The organism is Pseudomonas sp. N2-3-1-14 (assembly GCF_041228395.1).
In the GTDB taxonomy this organism is placed as follows: domain Bacteria; phylum Pseudomonadota; class Gammaproteobacteria; order Pseudomonadales; family Pseudomonadaceae; genus Aquipseudomonas.
In genome coordinates this window covers 2,787,383-2,809,284 of the sequence record NZ_CP166199.1, presented here as the reverse complement: position 1 = coordinate 2,809,284, position 21,902 = coordinate 2,787,383, and the positions used below count along the sequence as shown (strand labels likewise).

Below are 21,902 nucleotides of genomic sequence, written 5' to 3'. Positions count from 1 at the left end.
GATCGTGTTTCTCCTAGTTGACCGAGGCGTTTTCGCTTTGGGGTGTGCGACGTTTGGCGCTCGGCTCCAACGCTTGTTTGCGCTGCTGCAACGCCTCGAGCAAACCAAAGTCCTGCGGGAAATCATCGACCTGGATGCCGTGGTCGGCGTATTCCACATAGCGGCCGAGCAAGGTGTCTTCCTCGTCGCTGATCAGGTCCAGCGCCCGCGCCTTGACGCGCCAGCCGCTGAACGCGGTGGCGGAAATCGGCATCGGTTCGATCAGGCCTTGCTTGACGGCCGACTTGAGGCGAGCGTCGATCAGCTCCACCTGCGGCAACAGGCGCAAGCCCAATTCGCCGTAGGCCAGCTTGTCGATTTCCGGGCGCGGGATGTAGGAATTGGCCAACAGGCGGTCGCGGGTTTCGCCTGGCGTCTGCACCACCTCGGCGACTTGGGCCAGCAAGCGATCCGACGGTTTGCGCAGGGGAATACCGAACGGAAAACTCAAGCCACGCACCACTGCCGCAGCGGCATTCGAGGGGTAGTTATCGAGCACTTCGGCCAGCGCTTCATGCGCACGTAACAGCGCATCCTGGGCGGCCCAGTGCACCAGCGGCAGGTCGGCCTGGGGCCGGCCGTCGTCCTCAAAGCGCTTGAGCACGCAGGACAGGATGTACAACTGCGACAGAATATCGCCCAGACGCCCGGTGATACTTTCCTTGCGCTTGAGTGCACCCCCGAGCACACCCATGGACACATCCGAGATCAACGCCAGCACCACCGACAGCCGATTGGCCTGGCGGTAGTAGGACGCCAGCGCAGGCTCGGTCTTGGCCGGTGCAGAAAGCAGCCGCCCACCCGTCAGCGCATGCACCCCGGCGCGTACGGCATTGGCGACGACAAAGCTCACATGGCCGAACATCGCGCGGTCGAAGGCTTCCAGTGCCTGGCGCCGGTCCGGGTTACGCGCGGCTTCCATTTCGCGGAATACGTACGGATGGCAGCGAATCAGCCCCTGGCCAAAGATGATCAGGCAGCGGGTCATGATGTTCGCACCCTCCACGGTGATCGCAATCGGGCTTTGCTGGTAAGCACGGGCCAGGAAATTGTTGGGGCCCATGCAGATGCCTTTGCCGGCGACGATGTCCATGCCGTCGTTGACGATGATCCGCGCGCGCTCGGTGACGTGGTACTTGGCAATGGCCGAGATCACCGAAGGTTTTTCGCCGGCATCCAGCGACGCCACCGAGACCTTGCGCACCGCATCGCAGGCATACAAATGCCCGGCCATGCGCGCCAGCGGCGCCTGCACGCCTTCGAACTTGCCGATGGGCAGGCCGAACTGCTTGCGCATCGCCGCGTAGGCGCTGGTGCCGCGTACCGCGACTTTGCCCAGGCCGACGTTGGCCGAGGGCAGAGAAATCGCCCGCCCGGCTGCCAGGCATTCCATCAGCATGCGCCAGCCGTTACCGACCTGTTCGCGGCCGCCGATCACCCATTCCAGGGGAATGAACACATCCTTGCCGGTGGTGGGACCGTTCTGGAATACCGCGTTCAGAGGCCAGTGACGACGACCGCTGTTGACGCCTGGGTGAGACGTTGGGATCAACGCGCAGGTGATGCCCAGCGAGCCCGCCTTGCCCAGCAAACCCTCCGGGTCTTCGGCGCGAAACGCCAGGCCCAGCACCGTCGCGATGGGGCCGAGGGTGATGTAGCGCTTATCCCAGGTCACTTTGAAACCCAGCACTTGCTCGCCCTCGTGCAGGCCTTTGCAGACGATGCCCAGGTCTGGAATTGCGCCGGCATCAGAGCCCGCATACGGGCTGGTCAGGGCAAAGCACGGGATGTCTTCGCCCCGCGCCAGGCGCGGCAAGTAGTAATTGCGTTGGGCATCGGTGCCGTAATGCAGTAGCAATTCAGCCGGGCCCAGGGAATTGGGGACCATCACCGAAATCGCCGCCGCCGAGCAGCGTGTCGACAGCTTCATCACCACCTGGGAATGCGCGTAGTGGGAGAAGCCTTTGCCGCCGTATTGCTTGGGAATGATCATGCCCAGGAACCCGGCGTCCTTGGTGTACTGCCAGCCTTCGGGGGACATGTCCTGCCAGATCTGGGTGGTTTCCCAGTCGTTGGCGATGTCGCAGAGGGTTTCGACCTCGTTGTCGAGGAAGGCTTGTTCTTCGGCGCTGAGGCTGGCCGGCGCAGCGTTGAGCAGGCGATCCCAATTGGGTTTGCCGCTGAACAGCTCGGCGTCCCACCACACGGTGCCGGATTCGATGGCGGCGCGTTCGGTGTCAGACATGGCCGGCATGATCGTACGAAACAAACTCAATGCCTTGCTGGTCAACAGCGTGCGACGCAAGGGTTTGATCGTCAGCAGCAGCGCGGGCACTACCACCAGCAGCGCCGCAACGCTGGTGCCCACACCAGCGACCACGTTGAACAGGTAACCAAGCGCCAGCCAGATCAAGCCAACGCCCAGCCACAGCACAGCGGCGGCTTGTCGATACGCCAGGGCAATCGCTGCTGCGACACCCACTAATAACCAGATAACCATGGGGATACCTCTACCTAATCAGGGCATGGGCAATGCGCAGGCCGCTCGAAATGAGCGGCGGCGTAAAGCCACACTACAAACTTGAAAAGACAAATTCAAATTTTGTTTTGAAATTTTTATTTAATGCCTTGGCAAAAAAAACCAGGCTGAGCACGTCAGCCTGTTGAATCAGAAAATGCGGTGCTGCACACGTTGCGAGGGCGAACCCCCGCTCTAGAGCCTTTGAACAAGGGCGCCAAGATGCGCTCGCCGCCCTTATCCTCAGCGCTGCGTGACGGACTTAAAAGGCATAGGTTGCCGAAACAGCCACTACGTCACCGGACGATTCGGCCTTACCGTCCAGGCTCGCGGCGCCCAATCGGTCCACGTTCTTGGTCTTGAGATTGACCTCCTGCACGAACTGATGGGAATACGCCAGATCCAGCGTCAAGCCTGGAATCGCCTTGACGTCGTAACCTGCGCCCAGCGACAGGAAGTACCGGTCACCGTCCGGAATCCGCGGGTCGCGTGTAGAGTTGCGGGTCGGCGTCTGGTCGGACGCCACACCGGCACGCAATGTCAGCTCATCGGTCGCTTTGAAATCGCCACCAATGGAGTACATCCAGGAGTCGCGGTAGTTGTAGGGGATGGACACGATCGTGTTGCCGTCGGACTTGAGGGTCAGGTCCTTGAAGGATGACCATTGGGTCCACACCGCACTCACACCCATGGTCAGGCGGTCATTGAACTGGTGCACCCAGTCCAGGCCCGCCGTTGCCGGGATGTCCAGTTGAGTACTGGCATTGGCGCCGTCGGGCATCAATTTCAGCCCGGATAGGCCACTTCCGGATAGTCCCGGTACCGCCGAACGGGCTCGGGGCCGTCATCAGCTGATAGGAGAAGGCGTCGGCGCGAATATTGTACTTGCCCTCCATCTTGTTCTTGATTTTGGCGTGGTAATTGAGGCCGAGGCTGTCTTGCTCGGTGGGTTTCCAGACCACCCCCGTGAACCAACCCACCGACGTATTATCGACTTTGACCCGAATCAGCGACGTACCCAGGCCAGCCGGGAACGGAATGCCGCCCAATTCAGACTTGGAGTTGGCAGCGGCGGCGAGCAAATCGATATTCTGGCTGACGAAGCCTTTACTGTGCTGAACGATCATCCCGGCACCGATGGAAAGGTCATCGCGCACCTTGAACGACAAGGACCCGGTCAACCCTACGGTCTCGATCTTGGTGTCCACTGCAAAGTCACGAAACTTTGAGCCTTCATCCCAGGTGGTGCGCATGCCCTGCGGTACGACTTGGGCCAGACCGAATGAAAACCGATCACCCAGCGGCATCACCATGAACCCGGTGGGGAGCCATGCAGTGAACCCGCCCTGGCCGCCGTCATTGTTATTCAGCACGGCCTGCGCGGGGTCGAAAGTACCATCGGGGTTAAACGGTGTATTGGATACCGGGTTGCCCTGGTAGTCATTGGCCTGGCCTTTGTACTTGATCTTGATCCGCGCGTAATCGACGGTCATTTGCGCAACGTTATGGTCAACAAAAGCCATTGCCGCCGGGTTGTTGAACGCCGAACTCGGGTCATTCTTGAACAAGGAACCCCCGCCGAACGCTCGCCCCCAGCCCGGTGCGCCATACGTCGGCGTGGAAAAACCGCCGGCTTGCACAGGCACGGCTACCATCAGCCCGCCCATCAACGCCAACCCCAGTAAAGCCTGCACCTGTTGTTTTTTATTATTCATGAGGCACTCCTTATTGTTATCACTCTGAGCCGGCCCAGCCGTCTCGTCTTTCTGTTCGTTCGATCAGGGATCGTGTTTCACGTTGTGCGCGCCCACGCGCTAAAGCGTTGATGTTTTCAAGGATTAATCGTGAGGGCAGGTGAAGGTTTGAAGTTGAAGGCCGTGACCCTGCAGGTGGCGTTCACCGTGTGTGGGCCGGCAATGCTGAACGTGCCGTCGGCGGCACTCCATTGTGTGATCAGCACACTTGGCGTCAGGCAGCTGTCATACGGAAACTTTTCGGTAAAGCCAGAAAGCGTTGCGGTGGTGGCATTGGTCGGCACCAGTGTCCAAGGCAAATTCAACGGGCCGGAAATACCACACAGCGCATTACCGGTGAACGTGGCACCGGTGATCGATGCGCTTGAGCCGTCCGCCGCGACTTGGCCACTGAGTGTCATCGTGCATGGAACCGGGGTAAACACCAGCAGCTTTACCGCGGTGGCGATTGAGCCCGAGGCGGTAAATGCAGCGCCGCCTGGGCAAAGGTGGCTGCGCCTGCAGTGGACGAGACAGCGCCCAGGGTGAATAACATCGAACCCAGGAGGGCCGTTTTCTTAAGGCTTTGCATTGTCATGTTCCCCAGACAATAAGTACCGTACCCAACCGGCTCCGCCGGTGGTTTTCCCGCAGCCGGCGCCTCACGCGAGGCACCGGCCTTTCAACGGGTGATCAGCCCTTTACGCAGTTGCGCGCTTACGGGTTAACCGTCAGCGTTGGCGCCACAACACTCAGGGACACCACGGTGCAGTTGCCACTCAGCGATTGATTGCTGGCCGACAGGGTTTTGCTGGCCGCAGTCCACGCCACAGCGATAGGGGTAGGACCGCAGTTGGTGGAAGGCAGCGAGGTGATCTTGTAGCCGACGTTGGTCACGGTACCGGTGGTGCCGGTTGCAGCGGTCAGCACCCAAGGCAGGTTGGTCAGCGTCGGCAAGGCGCAGAGACCGCCGCCGGTCAGCGAAGCACCGTTGATGGACGCCACGCCACCGCTGACGTTGCCGGTAAAGGTGATGCCGCAGGTTACGGCCGCACCGAACGACGAGGGCGACTTCACAACGATGGTGCCGGGGTTGGTCGTGAACGGACCATCCGGGGTGATGGACGCCGCACTGGCCATCGAAGCGGCGCCAAAGCACAGAGCAAAAGAAGTTGCACAAACGAGGGTTTTCAAGCTTTTCATTGTTTTTCCTCACATGTTATGGCGAGTCATTTCGCCAGGGGTAATGGCCATGATCGAGAGGTCACGGTGAAACTGCAGAACTTCCCTTTCCAGCCAAATCTCAATTCAATTACCGCTGCATCTTATTAATCGGTTTATTCGACCACTTTGAAGGTCGGCGGCATCGTGATCGACACCGTTTTTATCTTGCAGTCTTCGCCAATCGGAACATTGGTGGCTTCCAACTTTCGGGTGGCGTTGTCCCACGTGCCATCGGCCGTAGAAGGCCCGCACTTGCCGCCCAGGCCGAAGGCGTGAACATCGACGCTAATCTTTGACATGGAGCCGCTTTTGGTGTCTTTGGCAACTAACACCCAGGGCAAGTTGATTGCCTCGACGCGGCTGCATTTAAGGCCGCCGTCGAATTCAACTTTATCGACATTCACCGATGAACCATCGGCCGCGACCTTGCCGGCCACCTTGATGGTGCAATCGGCGCTGATCAGCGCACCCTTGGAAAAGCTGATCGGGCCTGGGCAGTAAAGGCGCTGCCGGCCGGCTCGATGCGTGCGGCCTGGGCCTGGTGGTAAACAATCAGGCCCAGTGCGGCCAGTATGATATGCGCGGTGAACGTGGCAGGGCTGTGCATTATGTACGTCCTTCCCTTGAAGTTATTGTTGTAGGGTCAAACAATTTTCTTGCCATCAAACTGATAAACCTTGGGCGATAAAAACCTGCGCGATACACAGATCCCGAGTTCACCCACTGCTGTGTTACTTCACCTCAAAACGGCTTGGCGCTGTTGCTGTACTTCTCCAGGTACTTCAAACGTTGTGACGGTTGAAGATTGGTCAAGGTGATATCGCCGCCGTAATGATTCAACACGCGATGGTCCATGCGACGTCGCCACAAGTACGGCACATAGGCCCAGACAATCATGCTCGCGTAACCATAAGGAAGTTGCGGCGACTCATCAAAGTGGCGCAATGACTGATAACTACGGGTGGGGTTGGCATGGTGATCGGAATGCCGTTGCAGTTGAAACAAAAAGATATTGGTGACAATACGGTTACTGTTCCACGAGTGCCGCGGCGAGCAACGTTCATAGCGACCGTTGGGCAACTTCTGGCGTTTAAGCCCGTAGTGCTCGACGTAGTTCACCACTTCCAGCAACGAGAACCCGTAGATGCCCTGAATGATCAGGAAGGGAATCACGGCCGCGCCGAGCCAGGCAATCATCACGCCCCACAACACCACGCTGTACATCCACGCGCCGAGAACGGCGTTCTTCCAGTGCAGTGCCGGCAGGCCGAGTTTGCGCAGGCGTTCGCGTTCCAGGTTCCAGGCCGACACCGCGCTGAACCACACCGAGCGCGGCAGGAACGCCCAGAAACTCTCCCCAGACGTGAGCTGGCCGGGTCTTCCGGTGTGGCCACGCGTACGTGATGGCCACGGTTGTGTTCGGTGTAGAAGTGCCCGTAGAAGGTCGGCGCCAGGGTGACCTTGGCCAGGAACACTTCCAGCGGCTTGGGCTTGTGCCCCAGCTCATGCGCGGTGTTGATTGCAATGCCGGTGGCGGCGCCAGTGGACAGCGCCATGCCCAGGTAGGTGAACCAGGTGATCTCACCGTGCAACTCGGTGCGCGCGGTAATAAACGCTGCGGTCTTCGCCAGCCAGCTCGACGGATCAAGGCTTGCAGTGGCATTGAGCAGGCCGCCGTTAATGATCCAGTCGATGCCACCGGCGGCCAGCCAGCCGGTCACTACCACTGAGGTGATCACGAACAGCACGCCGGTGTAGACGATCCAGCGGTAGTAGCTTTGCGATTCAAGGTTGCTGACGGCGGATTCTGGCGGGTTGCTGACGTCTTCGCCGAGCAGGCCGTCGATCAGTGGGATCAAGCCGAAGATCACCAGCACGCCGACCCACCACAATTGCTGTACGCCTGTGGTGATGGCCAGGGCGCCGGAGAGCAATGGGGTCGCCAGGGGCATGATGCCCAGCCACCACAAATGACGTTTGCCGTCGGTCCAGGCGGTGGAAGTGACCAGAGTCTGGTTCATGGCAGCCTCCGGACGAGACAGCTTGGAGATGCGATAAAAGGCGTTTTTTTCATTATTTTATTCGCTCTTAGGCACTTCAAAAATTGTTTCAAATTAGACATTGAAATAATTTTTTTAAATAAATAGCGCGGAATCGTTAGGTCGTCAACTAGTTTCTCGAAGGCTTTTTGACGTGACTGGCCAGTCTCTTTTTCAGCCGTTTGGTCAGGTGTCTAAAGCAGGCATCGACGCCGTTGTGCCGCGAGTCGGGTAACACCATTATTTGCTCGCCAAGGCAAATGGCGGGTGCAGCACAGCAGCGCTTTGCGGTGGGCGAACGCGCCTGGCCACCTGCTCCACCAGCGCAGCCACGCGCTCTGTGGCGGTAATTGGCAGCATATGGCCACGCCCCTCCACCACCTGCATCTTCAGCCCGGGCACTTTGCTTGCCAGGGCCTGGCCGTGCTTGTGAAAGTCCAGCACGTTGTCGCGCGCGCCATAGATCAGGCCGATTGGCAGGGTCAGTTGCGGGTAGCGCTTGACCATGTCGGGCAAATGGTCGTTAACCGTATTGATCTCGGTGGAGGCGGCGTAGAAGTTGTCCGGACGCATACCCAGCAGCCCGCCGCCACGCGTGGCGAAGTCTGACGGCGCGGCATCTGGGGCGAACACGCCCTTCACCACCGTGCCTCTGGTCAGCAGGCCGACGGGCACGGTCAGTGTGTGTGACATCCACCGTCGCAACCAGGCCGGGCGCACCGCCAGGGACAGGAACACCGGCGGCAACATACGCTGGGGATGCGTCAGCGGCGCCACCAGGATCAGCCCGGACACCGCGTGTGGATGGTCAAGCGCCAGCGCCAGCGAAATCGCCCCGCCCAGGGAATGCCCCAGCACCAGCGGTTTATCCAGGTCCAGGGTTTTGATAAAGGCCGCGATTTGCCGAGCCTGGGCCGGCAGGTCTGCCGCAGTACCCGTTTGCCGGGTGGAATAGCCCGAACCCGGACGGTCCAGCGTGATCACGCGAAAACGCTCACGCAGTTGGGCGGACAAGGCATAGGTCAGGTTGCGACTGCTGCCCATCAGCCCGTGAATCATCACCAGCGGTGGGCCTGCGCCCTCCTCGACATAATGAAAGCGCTCGCCGTCGACCTCGACGAAGCGCCCGTTGATCGGAACAGTGGCTTCTATACGCCGCGTCATCCAGGCACTGAAGCCCCACAACAGCGCACTCGCCACCCCTAACACGCCCGCAGCGACAACCCATTCAACAGCCATAGCTCGGTCCTCTGCTTCCCTGCCGCTGGCGACCTGACCGGTATTGATCAAGGCCTCAGCCATCGTCCACACCCTGGACCTAAACTTCATGCATACCGTGCTCGTCCGTCGGACAAGTCGCACATGCGGAACAAGGTCCTAGCGTAGGCGAAATTTTCAGGTAGATTATTTAAAATCTTTTTTAAAATAATTAATTCAATTTTTCTTTGCAATGGTGTTCTATCTAAAAGACACAACAAAAACAGGAGCACATCGATGCCCACGAGGGACAAGCCATGAATGCCCACAGCGATTCAATCGACATCGCCATCATCGGTTCCGGTTTTGCCGGCCTGTGCATGGCGATCAAACTCAAGGAAGCCGGGATCACCGACTTCTTTATCGCCGAACAGGCCGAGACGCTCGGCGGCACCTGGCGCGATAACCATTACCCAGGCTGCGCCTGCGATGTGCAGTCGCATGTGTATTCGTTTTCGTTTGCGCCCAACCCCAACTGGACGCGGCAGTTCGCACCGCAGGCGGAGATCCGCGCCTACCTTGAACACTGCGCGCAGCGTTTCAAGCTGACGCCCTACCTGCGCTTCAACATGGGCCTTGAACGCGCGGTGTTCGATGAACAGCAACAACGCTGGCAACTGAGCTTCAGCGATGGCCGCAAGGTCAGCGCGCGGGTGCTGGTGTCTGGCATGGGCGGGTTGTCGCGCCCGGCGCTGCCGGATATTGCGGGGCTGGACAGCTTCAAGGGCAAGCGCTTCCACTCCCAGCAGTGGGACCACGAATATTCATTGAAGGGCAAGCGCGTGGCGGTGATCGGCACCGGCGCCAGTGCCATCCAGTTCGTCCCGCAGATCGCGCCGCAGGTGGCGCATCTGGACCTGTTCCAGCGCACGCCGCCCTGGATCATGCCCAAGCCCGACCGCGAAATTTCGCGCGTCGAGCGCTGGGCCTTCAAGCACCTGCCCTTCACCCAACGCCTGGTACGCGGCGCCTTCTACTGGGCGCTGGAAGGCCGCGTGGTGGGGTTTGCCCTGCACCCGCGGTTGATGAAAATGGTGCAGAAAATCGCCCTGCGCCACCTGCGCAAACAAGTGGCGCGCCCTTCCCTGCGCAAGACCCTCACCCCGGACTACACCATCGGCTGTAAGCGCGTGCTGATCTCCAATGACTACTACCCGGCGCTGTCGCGCAGCAACGTCGAGGTGGTCAGCGACACGGTGCTGCGCATCGAAGCGGACGGCGTGATCACGGCCGATGGCATCAAGCACCCGGCCGATTGCCTGATCTTCGGCACCGGTTTCCAGGCCACCGACCCGCTGCCCCGCGATTGCATCATCGGTCGCGACGGCATCGACCTGATGGACGCCTGGCGCGACGGCGCCCACGCGTACAAGGGCACCACCGTGCCGGGTTATCCAAACCTGTTTTTGATTGTTGGGCCGAACACCGGCCTTGGGCATAACTCGATGATTCTGATGATCGAGGCCCAGGTCACCTACATCCTGGATGCCATTACGCAAATGCAGCGCCAGCGCATCGCCACGGTCGAGGTCAAACCCACCGTGGAGCTGGCCTATAACCAGCAGCTGCAAGCCCGGCTCAAGCGCACCATCTGGAACACCGGCGGCTGCCAGAGCTGGTACCTCGACCCGCGCACCGGCAAAAACACCACGTTGTGGCCCGGTTCAACCTGGCGGTTCAAACGTGACACGCGGCACTTCGCGCTCAAGGACTACGTCGCCGAGCCGTTGCCCGCCTCGACACCCCGCCCGGTTTCGGCGCCCCACTCCACCGCAGAAGGCAGCCTGTCATGAAGTCATTCAACGGCCGCGTGGCGGCAATCACTGGCGCGGCGTCCGGCATGGGTCGCGCATTGGCCCTGGCGCTGGCACGCGAAGGCTGCCACCTGGCGCTCGCGGACAAGAACAGCCAGGGCTTGGAACAGACCTTGGCGCTGATCAAGACCTCGACGCTGTCCCCGGTGACGATTACCACCCACGTGCTGGATGTGTCCGATCGCCAGGCCATGCACGACTGGGCCGCCCGCTGCGTGGCCGACCACGGCCAGGTCAACCTGATTTTCAACAATGCCGGCGTGGCGCTGTCGAGCACCGTCGAAGGCGTCGACTACGCAGACCTGGAGTGGATCATCGGCATCAACTTCTGGGGCGTGGTGCACGGCACCAAGGCATTTTTGCCGCACCTCAAGGCCAGCGGCGACGGACACGTGGTCAACACCTCCAGCGTGTTCGGCCTGTTTGCCCAGCCCGGCATGAGCGGCTACAACGCGAGCAAGTTTGCGGTGCGCGGCTTTACCGAATCGCTGCGCCAGGAACTCGATCTGCAACGCTGCGGGGTGTCCGCCACCTGTGTACACCCCGGGGGAATCCGTACGGATATCTGCCGCAGCAGCCGCATCGACGCGAACATGACCGGTTTTCTGATCCACAACGAGCAACAGGCCCGCGCCGACTTCGAAAAGCTCTTCATCACCGACGCCGACCAGGCCGCCAAGGTCATCCTGCAGGGCGTGCGCCACAACAAACGCCGCGTGCTGATCGGCCGCGACGCGTATTTCCTCGACCTGCTCGCCCGTTGCCTGCCTGCCGCTTATCAAGCTCTGGTGGTGTTTGCCAGCAAGCGCATGGCGCCCAAACAGCGCACGCAGGTGTTTGAAACCAACGACGAACCTCGTCTCTGAACAGGAGTACCCACGATGCTGCCCATCCGTCGCGATATCCGTTTTGCGTTGCCTGCCGAGCGCATCAAGAACTGGCATGAACAAGGCCCGTTCATCACGCACTTCTTCAACGCACTGTCGCTGTTGTTTCCCCAGGGCGAACTGTTTTTCATGGACAGCGTGCGCCACTACCGCCAGCGCATCGACGATCCGGAGTTGAAAAAGGAAATCCAGGGGTTCATCGGCCAGGAAGCCATGCACAGCCGCGAGCACGTGGCCTATAACGACCTGATGCAAGCTGCCGGCCTACCGGCGCACACCCTGGACCGGCGCCTCAAATTCATCCTCGACCTGCAAAAGAAACACCTGCCACCGTCGTTCAACCTGGCGGTGACCATCGCCCTCGAGCACTACACGGCAATGCTCGCGGAAATCCTGCTGAGCGACCCCACGCGCTTTGGCGAGTCACTCAAGGGCTACCAGCAAATGTGGTACTGGCACGCCCTCGAAGAAACCGAACACAAAGCCGTGGCGTTCGATGTGTGGAACACCGTGATCAAGCCCGGGCCCGGGCGCTACCTGCTGCGCACCGGCACCATGCTGACCACCACGGTGTTGTTCTGGCTGGTGGTGATGGATTTCCACCTGCGCCTGCTGATTGCCGACCGCAAAGCGGGTGGGCACGTGAAGGGCTTCTGGCGCATGCTCAAGTTTCTCTACGGGCCCAAGGGCGTGTTCCCGCGCATGCTGCGGCCATGGCTGCACTACTTCAAACCGAGTTTTCACCCCTGGGACCACGACAACCGCGCGCGGCTGGCGCAAATCGACAAGCTGGTCGAAGAAATCGAGCAGACGCAGCGTGAATTCGCCGCCACGCCAGCTTAATCCCGAGTGGCCGCACGCTCGCGCACAAAGCGCTCCAGCTGATCGCCGGGCAGCGCCTTGCTGAAATACCAGCCCTGAACGAACAGCTCGGTGCCGGTATTGAGGAAGGCCAATTGCTCGGCGGTCTCTACGCCTTCGACCACCACCCCCAGGTTCAGCGCCTCGCAAAAACGCAGCATGCCGGTCAGCACACGGGCGCCTTGGGGGTCGTGCTGGGCCACCACAAAGCTGCGGTCGATTTTGATGAAGTCCACCGGAAACTGGTGCAGATAGCTCAACGCGGAAAACCCGGTGCCGAAGTCGTCGATGTAGACCTTGGCGCCGATCGCCTGCAATTTCTGGATCGTCTGGCGTGTGGCCGGGACATCGCGCACCAACGCATCTTCGGTGATCTCCACCGACACTTGCCCATGGGCCTGGGCGAGAATGCCCACCAGGCGCTCGCCATAGGCCGCATTCGTCAGGGTGGTACTGGAGATATTGATGGTCATCGGCAGGGCAAAGCCGATTTTCTTCCACTGCTGGTACTGGCGCACGGCCTGGGAGGCCACCCAGACATCCACGTCCGGCATCAACCGCGCCTGCGCCAGCCACTGCAGAAACTCCCATGGTGAGTGCACTGTGCCCTGGCTGTCGCGGGCGCGCATCAGTGCTTCGCAGCCAGTGCACAACCCAGTGCGCGTCGAGACCTGAGGCTGGAATTCGAGGTAGAACTCATAGTCGCTGATCTGCTGGATACGGCTCAGCTCGACGGCCTGGCGCGCCAGCACCTTGTGGGATGCCAGCACCGGGTCCAGTTCCAGCAGCCGGCCCTTCTCCTCCAGGCCGCGAAAGGTCATGTCCAGCGACTTGAGGTACACGGTGCTGCCGCCACTGGACTGGCGATGAATGGCGCGCACATAAGGCGCATACACCAGCGTGCCGATGCCCAGTAGCGCCACTTGCAGCACCACGGCCGCCAGGTCGCCGTGGGTACTGAGGTAGGCGTTGAGCAGCACCGGTGCAGTAAACGGCACGCTGGCCACCGCCGGTGACACCCAGCCCAGGTGTACCGCCGTCAGCGCCAGCATGGCGTTGAACGCCGGCACCAGTAAAAAAGGAATGAACAAGCGCGGATTGAGAATGATCGGCAAGCCGAACAGCAGCACCTCGCTGACATTGAATAACGACAACGGCAGACTGGCCATCGCCAGCAGACGCATGGACTGGCTCCTGGAAAACAGCAGGATCGCCAGCAACAGGCACAGTGCACCGCCCGACCCACCGATAAACGCGAAACACCCCAGCAGGCCGCTATTGAGCGCGTATTTGATCGGCTCACCCGCCGCCAGCGCGGCGCCATTGAGCAGCACCGCCTGGTCCAGCACATCGAACAACGGCTGCAGGGCATACGCGCCGTGAATGCCAAAAAACCACAGCAGAGAATTCATCAGGGTCACAAACAAGCCGCTGCCGTAGGGCGATTGCAGCGCATCGAGCACCTGCGGCCCTTGCAGCTGCGCCACGGAAGGTATCTGCAACAGCAACGACAACATCGCCACCAGCGACAGCGCAGTGATAGTCCCCGGCACCACCATGTTGATGGTGCCCCGCAGGTTATGGCCCACCAGGTCTTCGTTGACCAGACGCGTCCAGCGAAAGCGATGCAGCCAGGCCACCGCCGGTACATTCAGCAACGGCGAGGCGATGGCGATAAACAGTACAAACGTCGCCGACGCCCGCGGGTAATCGCGCAAGACGAACGTGGCGACCACCACATGCGCCAGGCACAGGAACGCTACCGGCAATTGCGGCAGGCGATACTGGATCGCCAGCATGTAACCAATGGAGGCTGCCACCAACAGCGGGATCACCGAGCTGATCTGGTTATGCAGCCCAGACAAAAAGGCCACCACCTGCGGATCAAACCCCAGCGCCTTGGCGCACTCGGAAAGAATCAGGAAACCGGCCGACACCAGCAAACACGGCAAAATCCATAACAGGCCTTCACGGATGGCCCGTAACGATTCCGTGCTGGCCAAGGCCGCAAGGCGCTGGGTGAGGAAAAGTTTGAACAGCGTTTGCGCCATGACCCGTCCCCCTGCCCATCGCCCTCTGCCTGTGGTCGGCAGCCTCGAAATCCCCTGCAACGCTACACGGCCAGAGACCGGGAGCGAAAGGCTTTTGCCGTGACACGCGCAATTATTCAGAATTAATTTAACCCCCCTGATCCTTGTTGGTCAGGGTGAGTTAGCCCATCCTTTGCAGCTTAATTCTCGAACGGACTCGAGCCCAGGCCTTGCTCCCCGTGCTTTATACGCCATCAAGGTGCCTGCCGATGCTACCAATCCTGCCGCTGACCTTTGTATTACTGGGTTTTTCAAGCGCCGCCGTCTACGCCAGCGTTACAGATTTTCCTGACGCCCAGGCCAGCGGTCCTGCTCGCCTCAAATGGATGGTCGGCGCCCTACCGCCGCCGGACCGCACCGTGCGTTTTAACGATGGCAGCTATTTTCGCTTCCCCGCCATGCGCTGGAGCGTGGCGAACTGGAGCCGGCTGGGCAGTGAACAGGACGCCTATTTCACCGTGGACTCCATCGGCACACCGTTTGCCGGTAGCGGCTTGAACGCCGGGCTGCAGGACATGGCCCGTTTCGGTGAAATGCTGCGCAATGGCGGCCGCTTCAATGGCCAGCAGATCGTGCCTGAAAGCGTGGTCAAGGATATTCGCCAGGGCGGCGATAAAGAGGCTTTTGCCAAGGCAGGCTATAGTCAACTCAAGGGATGGAGTTATCGTGCCATGTGGTGGGTCACTCACAACCCCGATGGCGCCTATATGGCCCGCGGCGTCCACGGCCAGAGTATCTACATCCACCCCGCGGCCGAGATGGTGATTGTGCGCTTTGCCTCCCATCCGGTTGCGGCCAATGCCGCGAACGATGGTGTCACCTTGCCGGCCTATGCGGCCCTGGCACGCTACCTGCTCGAAAAGCCGGGCACCTGAGCACCATCCATCATCGGGCAACATGATCTGCGCCAAGTCATGAGCCCCCCTCAAAATGTACTATCGGCGTGTTTTGGCTCCCGTAGGAAAAAGAGCCCGACATCAAGGAGAACTGTTCAAGATGCAATACAAGCTGTCCCACAACCTGCGTCCACTGATGTTCAACGCCCTGCTGTGGGTCGTGGGCGTCACCTTGCTGTTCATGGCCAGAAATGCCATCGAACACCTCACCGGGCCCGTCGAAGAAACCTGGCTGGACTTGGACCTGGCAGTGATGCTGGGTGCCTACCTGTTATTTTTCTTGCTTGAGCCGATACGAAATCGCATAAGCCGCCGCTTACGCAAATACCTGCAACGCTGAACACCTCACCACAGGCCCGCTACCGGCGCCCGAGCCCTCAGGAGTTTTACCTTGTCCCAACCCGGCGATAACCACCAGCGCGCCCTGGACAGATTCTTGACCGAACATCCGGAGGTGGCCACGCAACTGGACACCCTGAACCCGCTGGCCGCTCAGGCCAAGCGCGAAACCCTGGAGCAGTATCGCGCCGAACGCCTGCATGAAGCCTTCGAAGCCGAAGCTGAACGACAGAACCTGTTTGCCTGGGAGCTGACACTCAAGTTGACGGCCGATTCACCCGAGGCCTTCGAAGCCCAGCGTCTTGAAGTGCACAAGGAAGTCGCACAAATGGCCGGGTTGAGTTGGGCCGACTATTGCCAACTGCATGGCCTGGCCCATTGAGCCTTGGGTTACAGCCACCCGCGTCGAGGGTGGCTGGCTATCGCCTCGCGTAACTCGGCGACGCTCAGCACTCGGCGTTCAGGGTCAACCGCCAGGGCCGAGCGCAAGGCGGGCCAGCAGCGCTTGGGCAGTTGCCGAGGCCGAACCAACGCGTGCATGGGCTGACGTCCACCCAGGCGTTGCCCATGGGCCAGCTCGTACACGACGCAAGCCACGCCATACAGGTCGGCGGCGGTGCTCAGCGCCCCGCCGGCGAGTAATTCCGGGGCGACATACGCGGGTGTCCACGCGTTGAAACGGTCGCGATTCAAACTCGGCAAGCCCACCGCCTCCGGCACTTGCTGATGGCCCAGGCCGAAATCGAACAACCGCACACCTTCTTCGCTGACCATGACATTGGCGGGTTTGATATCGCCGTGCAGGACGTTTTGCTGATGGATGTAAACCAGTGCATCCAAAAGCTGTAGGACCATCGGTTGCAGTTCTCGCCAGGGCAACCCAGCGGGGCACTCGGGCAGCAGCCGGTCAAGCGTGATGCCGTGCATCAACTCCATCGTGAAAAACGCGGCCTGGCTGGTTGTATCAACCTCGAAGGAAAATGCCCGCACCACACCGTTGTGGCGCAGGCTGCGGGTCAGGGCAAACTCGCTGTAGAGCAGCACATGCGCGTCCGGGCACTGAGACAAAGTCTCGCCCAAAAGCTTGATTGCCACGCTGGAGCAGGACGCACCAAATTGCTCGTGCAACAAGTCACGAGCGCGATAAACCACGCCCATCCCGCCCCTGCCCAATTCGCGTTCGAGGTGATAACGCCCGGCGAGTAAGCCTGGCGCCATTGACGTGTCATTCATGGCTGTACCACCACGGCGGTCAAATCATCCCGCGCGGGCCTGCGCAATACCGTTGCAAATAAACGGTCCACCACCTGCCGCGGCGTTCCCACGCTCAACGCACGCCCCAGGTCGGCGTGACTGAGCGCCTGATACAACCCATCGCTGGCCAGCAGAAATACGTCCCCTGGCCGGGTGCTGAGTTCCAGCACCTCAAGCTGCAGCAGCGCTCGCGCACCGATGGCCCGGGTCAATGCCCTGGCCTCCGGGTGGGCCCGAGCTTGCGCCACACTCAATTGGCGCTCATCCATGAGGCGCTGCTGCAGTGAATGATCGCGCGATAATTGGTAAAGCCTTTGCTCGCGCCACAGATAACATCGACTGTCCCCCGCCCACACACAGGCAGCACGCCCCTGCTCAAGCAGCAATGCCACCACCGTACTGCCCATCGTGACGTCGCCGCGCGCGTCAGACCTGATACCCGCCTTCGCCAACTGCTGGCTGACGTGTTGCAAACGTTGCCGAGCCGCGTTGACGCGTTGATCAAGGTTACCTGTGGCAGACAGCGAAGCGAGACTGCGAACCACCCACTGGCTGGCCACATCACCGCGCTGGTGACCGCCCATGCCATCCGCCACGGCCCAACAGCTTTGTCGCGGACCGTCCAGGAACGCATCCTCGTTACGCGACCGGGCCTGGCCCTGTTGTGTGCGCCCGGCACTGCGCCACTCAATAGGCCGACTGCTCACAGTTGCTCAGGCAGGCGGAAAGTGCGCCACGCCTCCATGTCAAACGGGCTGGGCGTACGCTGGCTGGTCAACAGGTAATTGGCCCGCAGCCCGGCAAGGTCGGCCTTGAATATCAGCGCGTTCCTGCCGCTCGCCGGCTCTCGCTGCATCAAGTCAAAAAACCGGAACAACGACCAGGCGCCGGTATCTTTCTCGATACCCAGGGGGCGTTGCTCCGTGCCCCGCTCCAGTACCAGGCTGCTGCGACCGTTGTCGGCCTCCATCGGCCAATCAAACACCATGGGCACGATGGGTCCATGGCGATATTCCAGCTGTTTATCGCCAAAGCGCAGGGTCGCCCGACTGACCGACTGATCCAGGCTGTAGGGCGCCACGGTAAATCGAACCGACACCTCACCCTGCGGTTCAGTGAAAAACACCTGGCGGATAACCTCGGCTTTCGTCAGTTGATCCAGCACCGAACGCGAGACCGGCAACCCACTGCCATCCAGACCACGCAACCTGTAACGGTTGCCGTCAACACTGACGAAAGGCCGCAGGTAGCTTTCATAAAAGCGCGCCATGACGCCCTGGGGTTTGAAGAACTCTTGAAAGTCATTGAGGGCGACATCGCTGCTCGCATGAGCATTGAACGGGTAACGCTGGCGGATCGCCTTGGCATACAGTCCATACACCTCGCTGTGATAGCGCTGATTGACGTGCGCATAGGCCCCGTCCAACAAGTGACGCCAGCTGTTGTCAGCCACCCCCTCAAACCAGCCTACGAGCGGCAACGGCAACCGTGCAGCGGCGTCACGCAGAGTGCCGAGCACATCCTGCTGCCCCTCCATTCGCCGCTTTACCCGTTGAAAAGCCGCCTGCTCGGGCGAGCTTTCGCGGTTGAGCGCAGCCAGTTGCAGGTGCAGTTCGTCGAGCAAACGCAATGCCTGCGTCAACTCGACGCCAGGGTTGTGCTGCTCGTCGAGCAACTGGTGCAATGGCTCAAAGCGTCGTTGCAACGCTCGGCGGGCAGAGTCTGGAAGGACGACCTTCGCCCCTTCAGCCACAGCCGTCTGAGCGATCACCCCCAACGCTCCCGTCTGAGCGGGTACGTTGGCCAAAGGGTCATGACCGGGCAGCAAACGCGTGTTTTCACGCAACAGCAGCAATAATTGCATCAGCGGCGACTGGGCTGACGTCAAGCCCGCGAGCTGTTCGGCATCCTGCCTGAGGCTGTCGCTCTGTTGCAGGCTGACGCGGCCAAGGGCGGCACTCCAAGTATCGGCATACTCACTGAAATAGCGCTGCTGCAGCTCAATCATCAGCCGCCGCAAATCCATGACACTGAGGTCGGCACCCTCCCCCAATACCCAGTTGTCCTGCGCAATGGCATTCACCAGCCGCGGGCCCTGTGCCTCAAAGTACTGCCAATACCTTTTGGTGTAGAAACCAGGAATAGGTGGATCAATGGCCGCGAATACCTTGCCCTCGACAAGCCGCAAAGGCTCGAGGTTGCGTGACTGTTCGCGCAACGCCCGATAAACCACATCCGCCAGGGACTCACCCCGCAGTGCTTCGCGAGCCTTGGCCACAAGGGCTTCATCGAGCGGCGCAATGAACGGTTGCTCAAGCAGCCGCGCCAAGTGTTCATTCAGGCGTTTGTGCACCGACGCGTCACCTGGATAACGCGCAGACCAATGGTCTGCCATATGCTGTGCCAGCCACCCGGTATCACGGCGCTCCCGCAGATTGAGCATCAGGTAGGCGCGCAGGTTTTCCAGCAGTCGTTCGCGATTGCCAAGGTTGGTTCGAACTTGCTCCTCGAGCAGCACTGTTAGGCGGTCCAGTAACAGTTGCTGCACGGCCAGCTGATACGCGTGGCTCAAGGGTGGACGGCTCAAATCACCCTGATAAAGACCGGCGCGCTCGATAAACCGTGCGTCTTCTGTTGCAGGGAAAACCTGCGTCGCTGCCCAGCGGGCATCCAACAGCGCCAGCAGTGTGAGGGTGTCGTCAGCATTCTGCGCAGCAGGTGCAGGTTGCACCGCCAGTGCAGCCACTTGCGCCAGGCGTTGCTGGTTGACGGTGTAGCTGTGCGTCCACAGCCACCCGGCGCTCCCGATAACCAGCACAACGGCGATGGCCAGTAACCCCTGGCGCAAATGGATGCGCCGTTGCTCCGGGATCTGCAGACCGGCGAGGTCTGCCTCGGCGAAGATCACCCGACTGAACAGGCCCTGCACGAAATGACTGTGCCTGTCGCCGGCGCAGGTCAAATAGAAGCCCCGCAACCCGCTGATGCGCTGATAACGATGGGCGGAAAAAGCCGACTCCACGAACAGGCACAAACGCTCGCCGAGTTGCGCCGCCTGCTGGGGGAAGTCGAGCATAAGGCCACGGCGCTCGACATTACGCTCCTGATGCAATCGCGTAATCAATTCACCGCTCAAACGCTGCAGCAGCTCGTCGAACGCGCGGCGCACCTGTGCGATATCAACGCCGCCCTTGCCAACATCGAGTGGCTGGCCAAGCACGCTTTCTGCCTCCTCTCCCTGGGGCGCATCGAAGAACTCGGCAAACCCCGGCACGCGGTCAGCCTGGGTCAGCACCAGATACACGGGAACGTCCACGTGCAACGTTTGCTGGACCTCTTGCAGGCGCGAGTGCACCTGACGAGCCTGCAGGTCCAGATCGTGCTCGTTACGGCCCAACAATGTTTCGACCGACAAAGCTACCACCACGCCATTGAGCGGGCGCACTCGGCGCCGCTGCCTGAGCAGACGCAACAGCATCGACCAACCGGCGGCGTCCAGCGTGCTGTCAGGTTGTGTCAGGTAACGCCCGGGGGTATCGATAAGTACGCTTTCGCCAGTGAAATGCCATTGCGCATGAGCCGTGCCTCCCACTGGCATTGCTTCTACGCGGTCAAATGGCAGCTGTAAGCCCGCCGCCGCCAACAGCCGCGTTTTGCCGCTGGCTTGCTCGCCGATCAACAAGTACCAGGGCAAGTTATTACGCCATCGCTGGTTATGCCCTGCGTATCGCGGCGAGGTTTTCAAGCGCTGGAGGGCCTCTTTGAAGCGACCGCGTACCTGTCGCTGCTCGTCCTCAACCCATCCCAGTTGCTCATGGTGTGCCTGGCGTTCAGGTCTCTTGAGCTCAGCTGCCCGGCGTACGCCGACGAGGACCATCGCCAGCCCCCACAGCAGAAACAACACGCTGATGGTGACCAGGCGAGCACTCGCGCCTTGCCAGAAGCGGTGATCATCCACGGCCAGCAACGGCCCGAAACACCACACCAACACCGCGCAGGAAAGCACCAGCAACAAGCTCCAGACCCAAATCGTGCCCAGCACAGTGCGCGCGTTCTTGAGGAATGCGTTCATTCATTGCTCCCAGCGTTTACAAGGGCGTCTGAGTCAGTTCCGACGCCGAAAATTGAAAGGGTTGCAGCGCCCTCGCGGCTTCTTCGCCCAGCCGCCAGGCAAATCCTGTGTACATCGCCAGCAAACAGGCCAGGGTAAAGACTGCGACCCAAGTCACCGGGATAACGGGGAGCCGTTTACGGCGCGCACGCCCTGCTCGCGCGGGCTGCAAAGGCGCCGACAGTGGCTCGCCTCGCACGTGCCTGATCTGTCGGTACAAGGCATCGCGCACAGCTTCAAGTTGGCTGACACCTCGCTCCATGATTCGGTATTTGCCTTCGAATCCGAGGGAGAGGCACAGGTACATCAGCTCCAGCATTGCCAGGTGCTTGACCGGGTCGCGGGACAGCCGCTCCAACAGTTGGAAAACCTTCTCCCCACCGAAGGTTTCGTTGTGAAAGCGGCTCAACAGGCTCATCTTCGACCAGTCGCTGCGGCTGCCCCACGCCGTGGTGACCACGGCTTCATCGACGACGCTGCACAACACATAACGGGCCGACATCACCTGGCTGCTCTCAACACCACTCTGCAACGCGCGGGCTTCAAACTGAGTGACCGCCAATACCATTCTGTCGTTGACCGTGCCCAAGCTTTCGCGGCCAGAGGCGCTCTTGAGCTGAACCACTTGCGACAACAACGCCCATGCGGCCTCAACGAGAGGGTTGAACCCCATCTTGAAGCGCGGGGTACCTTGCTCGTGGGCGGCGTAGATCATTCGATCTTCCAACTGCTCAAAGCGTGGCGGCGCAGGGAACTCCGTGATCGGGCCGTGGCCCGGCCCACGGCCCTGATGGTCGAGCAAAACAGTCTTTTCATCCTGCAGGTATTCACTGTCCATTG

The 21,902-nt window shown here is 60.6% G+C and carries 14 protein-coding genes and 4 pseudogenes; 6 read left to right on the top strand and 12 right to left on the bottom strand.

The genetic code is table 11. The features are described 5' to 3' along the window. Positions 1-13 precede the first annotated feature (13 nt). The 7 genes and pseudogenes from AB5I78_RS13040 to AB5I78_RS13010 form a co-directional block, all read right to left on the bottom strand. Positions 14-2,539 carry an acyl-CoA dehydrogenase gene (locus AB5I78_RS13040; RefSeq protein ID WP_369302332.1) on the bottom strand — a complete coding sequence of 842 codons (2,526 nt, stop codon included), beginning with the start codon at positions 2,537-2,539 and terminating at the stop codon, positions 14-16. 280 nt (positions 2,540-2,819) lie between these two features. Beyond that, a pseudogene (locus AB5I78_RS13035) lies at positions 2,820-4,272 on the bottom strand (outer membrane protein transport protein). A 116-nt stretch (positions 4,273-4,388) separates the two neighbouring features. Beyond that, on the bottom strand, positions 4,389-4,736 hold the full coding sequence (locus AB5I78_RS13030) for a hypothetical protein (RefSeq protein WP_370004616.1): 348 nt from the start codon (positions 4,734-4,736) through the stop codon (positions 4,389-4,391). A 271-nt stretch (positions 4,737-5,007) separates the two neighbouring features. Continuing rightward, positions 5,008-5,493, bottom strand: coding sequence for an alkane oxidation protein activator PraB (praB, locus tag AB5I78_RS13025; RefSeq protein WP_145164422.1), 486 nt, complete (start codon positions 5,491-5,493; stop codon positions 5,008-5,010). 134 nt (positions 5,494-5,627) lie between these two features. After that, positions 5,628-6,121: pseudogene (gene praA / locus AB5I78_RS13020) on the bottom strand (alkane oxidation protein activator PraA). A gap of 134 nt (positions 6,122-6,255) precedes the next feature. Further along, positions 6,256-7,070: pseudogene (locus tag AB5I78_RS13015) on the bottom strand (alkane 1-monooxygenase). A 723-nt stretch (positions 7,071-7,793) separates the two neighbouring features. Beyond that, positions 7,794-8,792, bottom strand: a complete 999-nt coding sequence (locus tag AB5I78_RS13010) for an alpha/beta fold hydrolase (protein WP_369302335.1) — start codon at positions 8,790-8,792, stop codon at positions 7,794-7,796. A gap of 275 nt (positions 8,793-9,067) precedes the next feature. On the opposite strand from AB5I78_RS13010, the gene AB5I78_RS13005 reads away from it, so the two are divergent. Genes AB5I78_RS13005 through AB5I78_RS12995 form a run of 3 tightly spaced genes read left to right on the top strand, consistent with a single transcriptional unit; the run spans position 9,068 to position 12,354 of the window. Continuing rightward, positions 9,068-10,603, top strand: coding sequence for a flavin-containing monooxygenase (locus AB5I78_RS13005; RefSeq protein ID WP_369302336.1), 1,536 nt, complete (start codon positions 9,068-9,070; stop codon positions 10,601-10,603). Next, positions 10,600-11,490 (top strand): SDR family oxidoreductase, encoded by an 891-nt coding sequence (locus tag AB5I78_RS13000; protein ID WP_145164432.1) that lies wholly within the window; start codon positions 10,600-10,602, stop codon positions 11,488-11,490. Before AB5I78_RS13005 ends, AB5I78_RS13000 begins: the two co-directional genes overlap by 4 nt. Positions 11,491-11,505: 15 nt before the next feature. Further along, on the top strand, positions 11,506-12,354 hold the full coding sequence (locus AB5I78_RS12995) for a metal-dependent hydrolase (RefSeq protein ID WP_242197269.1): 849 nt from the start codon (positions 11,506-11,508) through the stop codon (positions 12,352-12,354). Here the strand turns inward: AB5I78_RS12995 and AB5I78_RS12990 are convergent. Further along, positions 12,351-14,423 (bottom strand): PTS sugar transporter subunit IIC/EAL domain-containing protein, encoded by a 2,073-nt coding sequence (locus AB5I78_RS12990; RefSeq protein ID WP_369302337.1) that lies wholly within the window; start codon positions 14,421-14,423, stop codon positions 12,351-12,353. The genes AB5I78_RS12995 and AB5I78_RS12990 overlap by 4 nt on opposite strands. Before the next feature lie 458 nt (positions 14,424-14,881). On the opposite strand from AB5I78_RS12990, the pseudogene AB5I78_RS12985 reads away from it, so the two are divergent. The 3 genes and pseudogenes from AB5I78_RS12985 to AB5I78_RS12975 all read left to right on the top strand — a co-directional run. Further along, positions 14,882-15,337 (top strand): annotated as a pseudogene (locus tag AB5I78_RS12985) (6-aminohexanoate hydrolase); the annotation flags it as partial. A 121-nt stretch (positions 15,338-15,458) separates the two neighbouring features. After that, complete coding sequence (locus AB5I78_RS12980; RefSeq protein ID WP_369302339.1) at positions 15,459-15,698, top strand: hypothetical protein; 240 nt, start codon at positions 15,459-15,461, stop codon at positions 15,696-15,698. A 51-nt stretch (positions 15,699-15,749) separates the two neighbouring features. After that, positions 15,750-16,079 carry a DUF6388 family protein gene (locus AB5I78_RS12975; protein ID WP_106577839.1) on the top strand — a complete coding sequence of 110 codons (330 nt, stop codon included), beginning with the start codon at positions 15,750-15,752 and terminating at the stop codon, positions 16,077-16,079. An 8-nt stretch (positions 16,080-16,087) separates the two neighbouring features. Here the strand turns inward: AB5I78_RS12975 and AB5I78_RS12970 are convergent, their stop codons facing one another. The 4 genes from AB5I78_RS12970 to icmH are packed head-to-tail and all read right to left on the bottom strand — an operon-like array spanning position 16,088 to position 21,900. Continuing rightward, on the bottom strand, positions 16,088-16,930 hold the full coding sequence (locus AB5I78_RS12970; protein ID WP_369302340.1) for a serine/threonine-protein kinase: 843 nt from the start codon (positions 16,928-16,930) through the stop codon (positions 16,088-16,090). Next, complete coding sequence (locus tag AB5I78_RS12965) at positions 16,927-17,658, bottom strand: PP2C family serine/threonine-protein phosphatase (RefSeq protein ID WP_369302341.1); 732 nt, start codon at positions 17,656-17,658, stop codon at positions 16,927-16,929. The genes AB5I78_RS12970 and AB5I78_RS12965 overlap by 4 nt, the downstream gene beginning before the upstream one ends. Then, complete coding sequence (gene tssM / locus AB5I78_RS12960; protein ID WP_369302342.1) at positions 17,655-21,023, bottom strand: type VI secretion system membrane subunit TssM; 3,369 nt, start codon at positions 21,021-21,023, stop codon at positions 17,655-17,657. Before tssM ends, AB5I78_RS12965 begins: the two co-directional genes overlap by 4 nt. 16 nt (positions 21,024-21,039) lie before the next feature. After that, on the bottom strand, positions 21,040-21,900 hold the full coding sequence (gene icmH / locus AB5I78_RS12955) for a type IVB secretion system protein IcmH/DotU (RefSeq protein ID WP_369302343.1): 861 nt from the start codon (positions 21,898-21,900) through the stop codon (positions 21,040-21,042). Positions 21,901-21,902 lie beyond the last annotated feature (2 nt).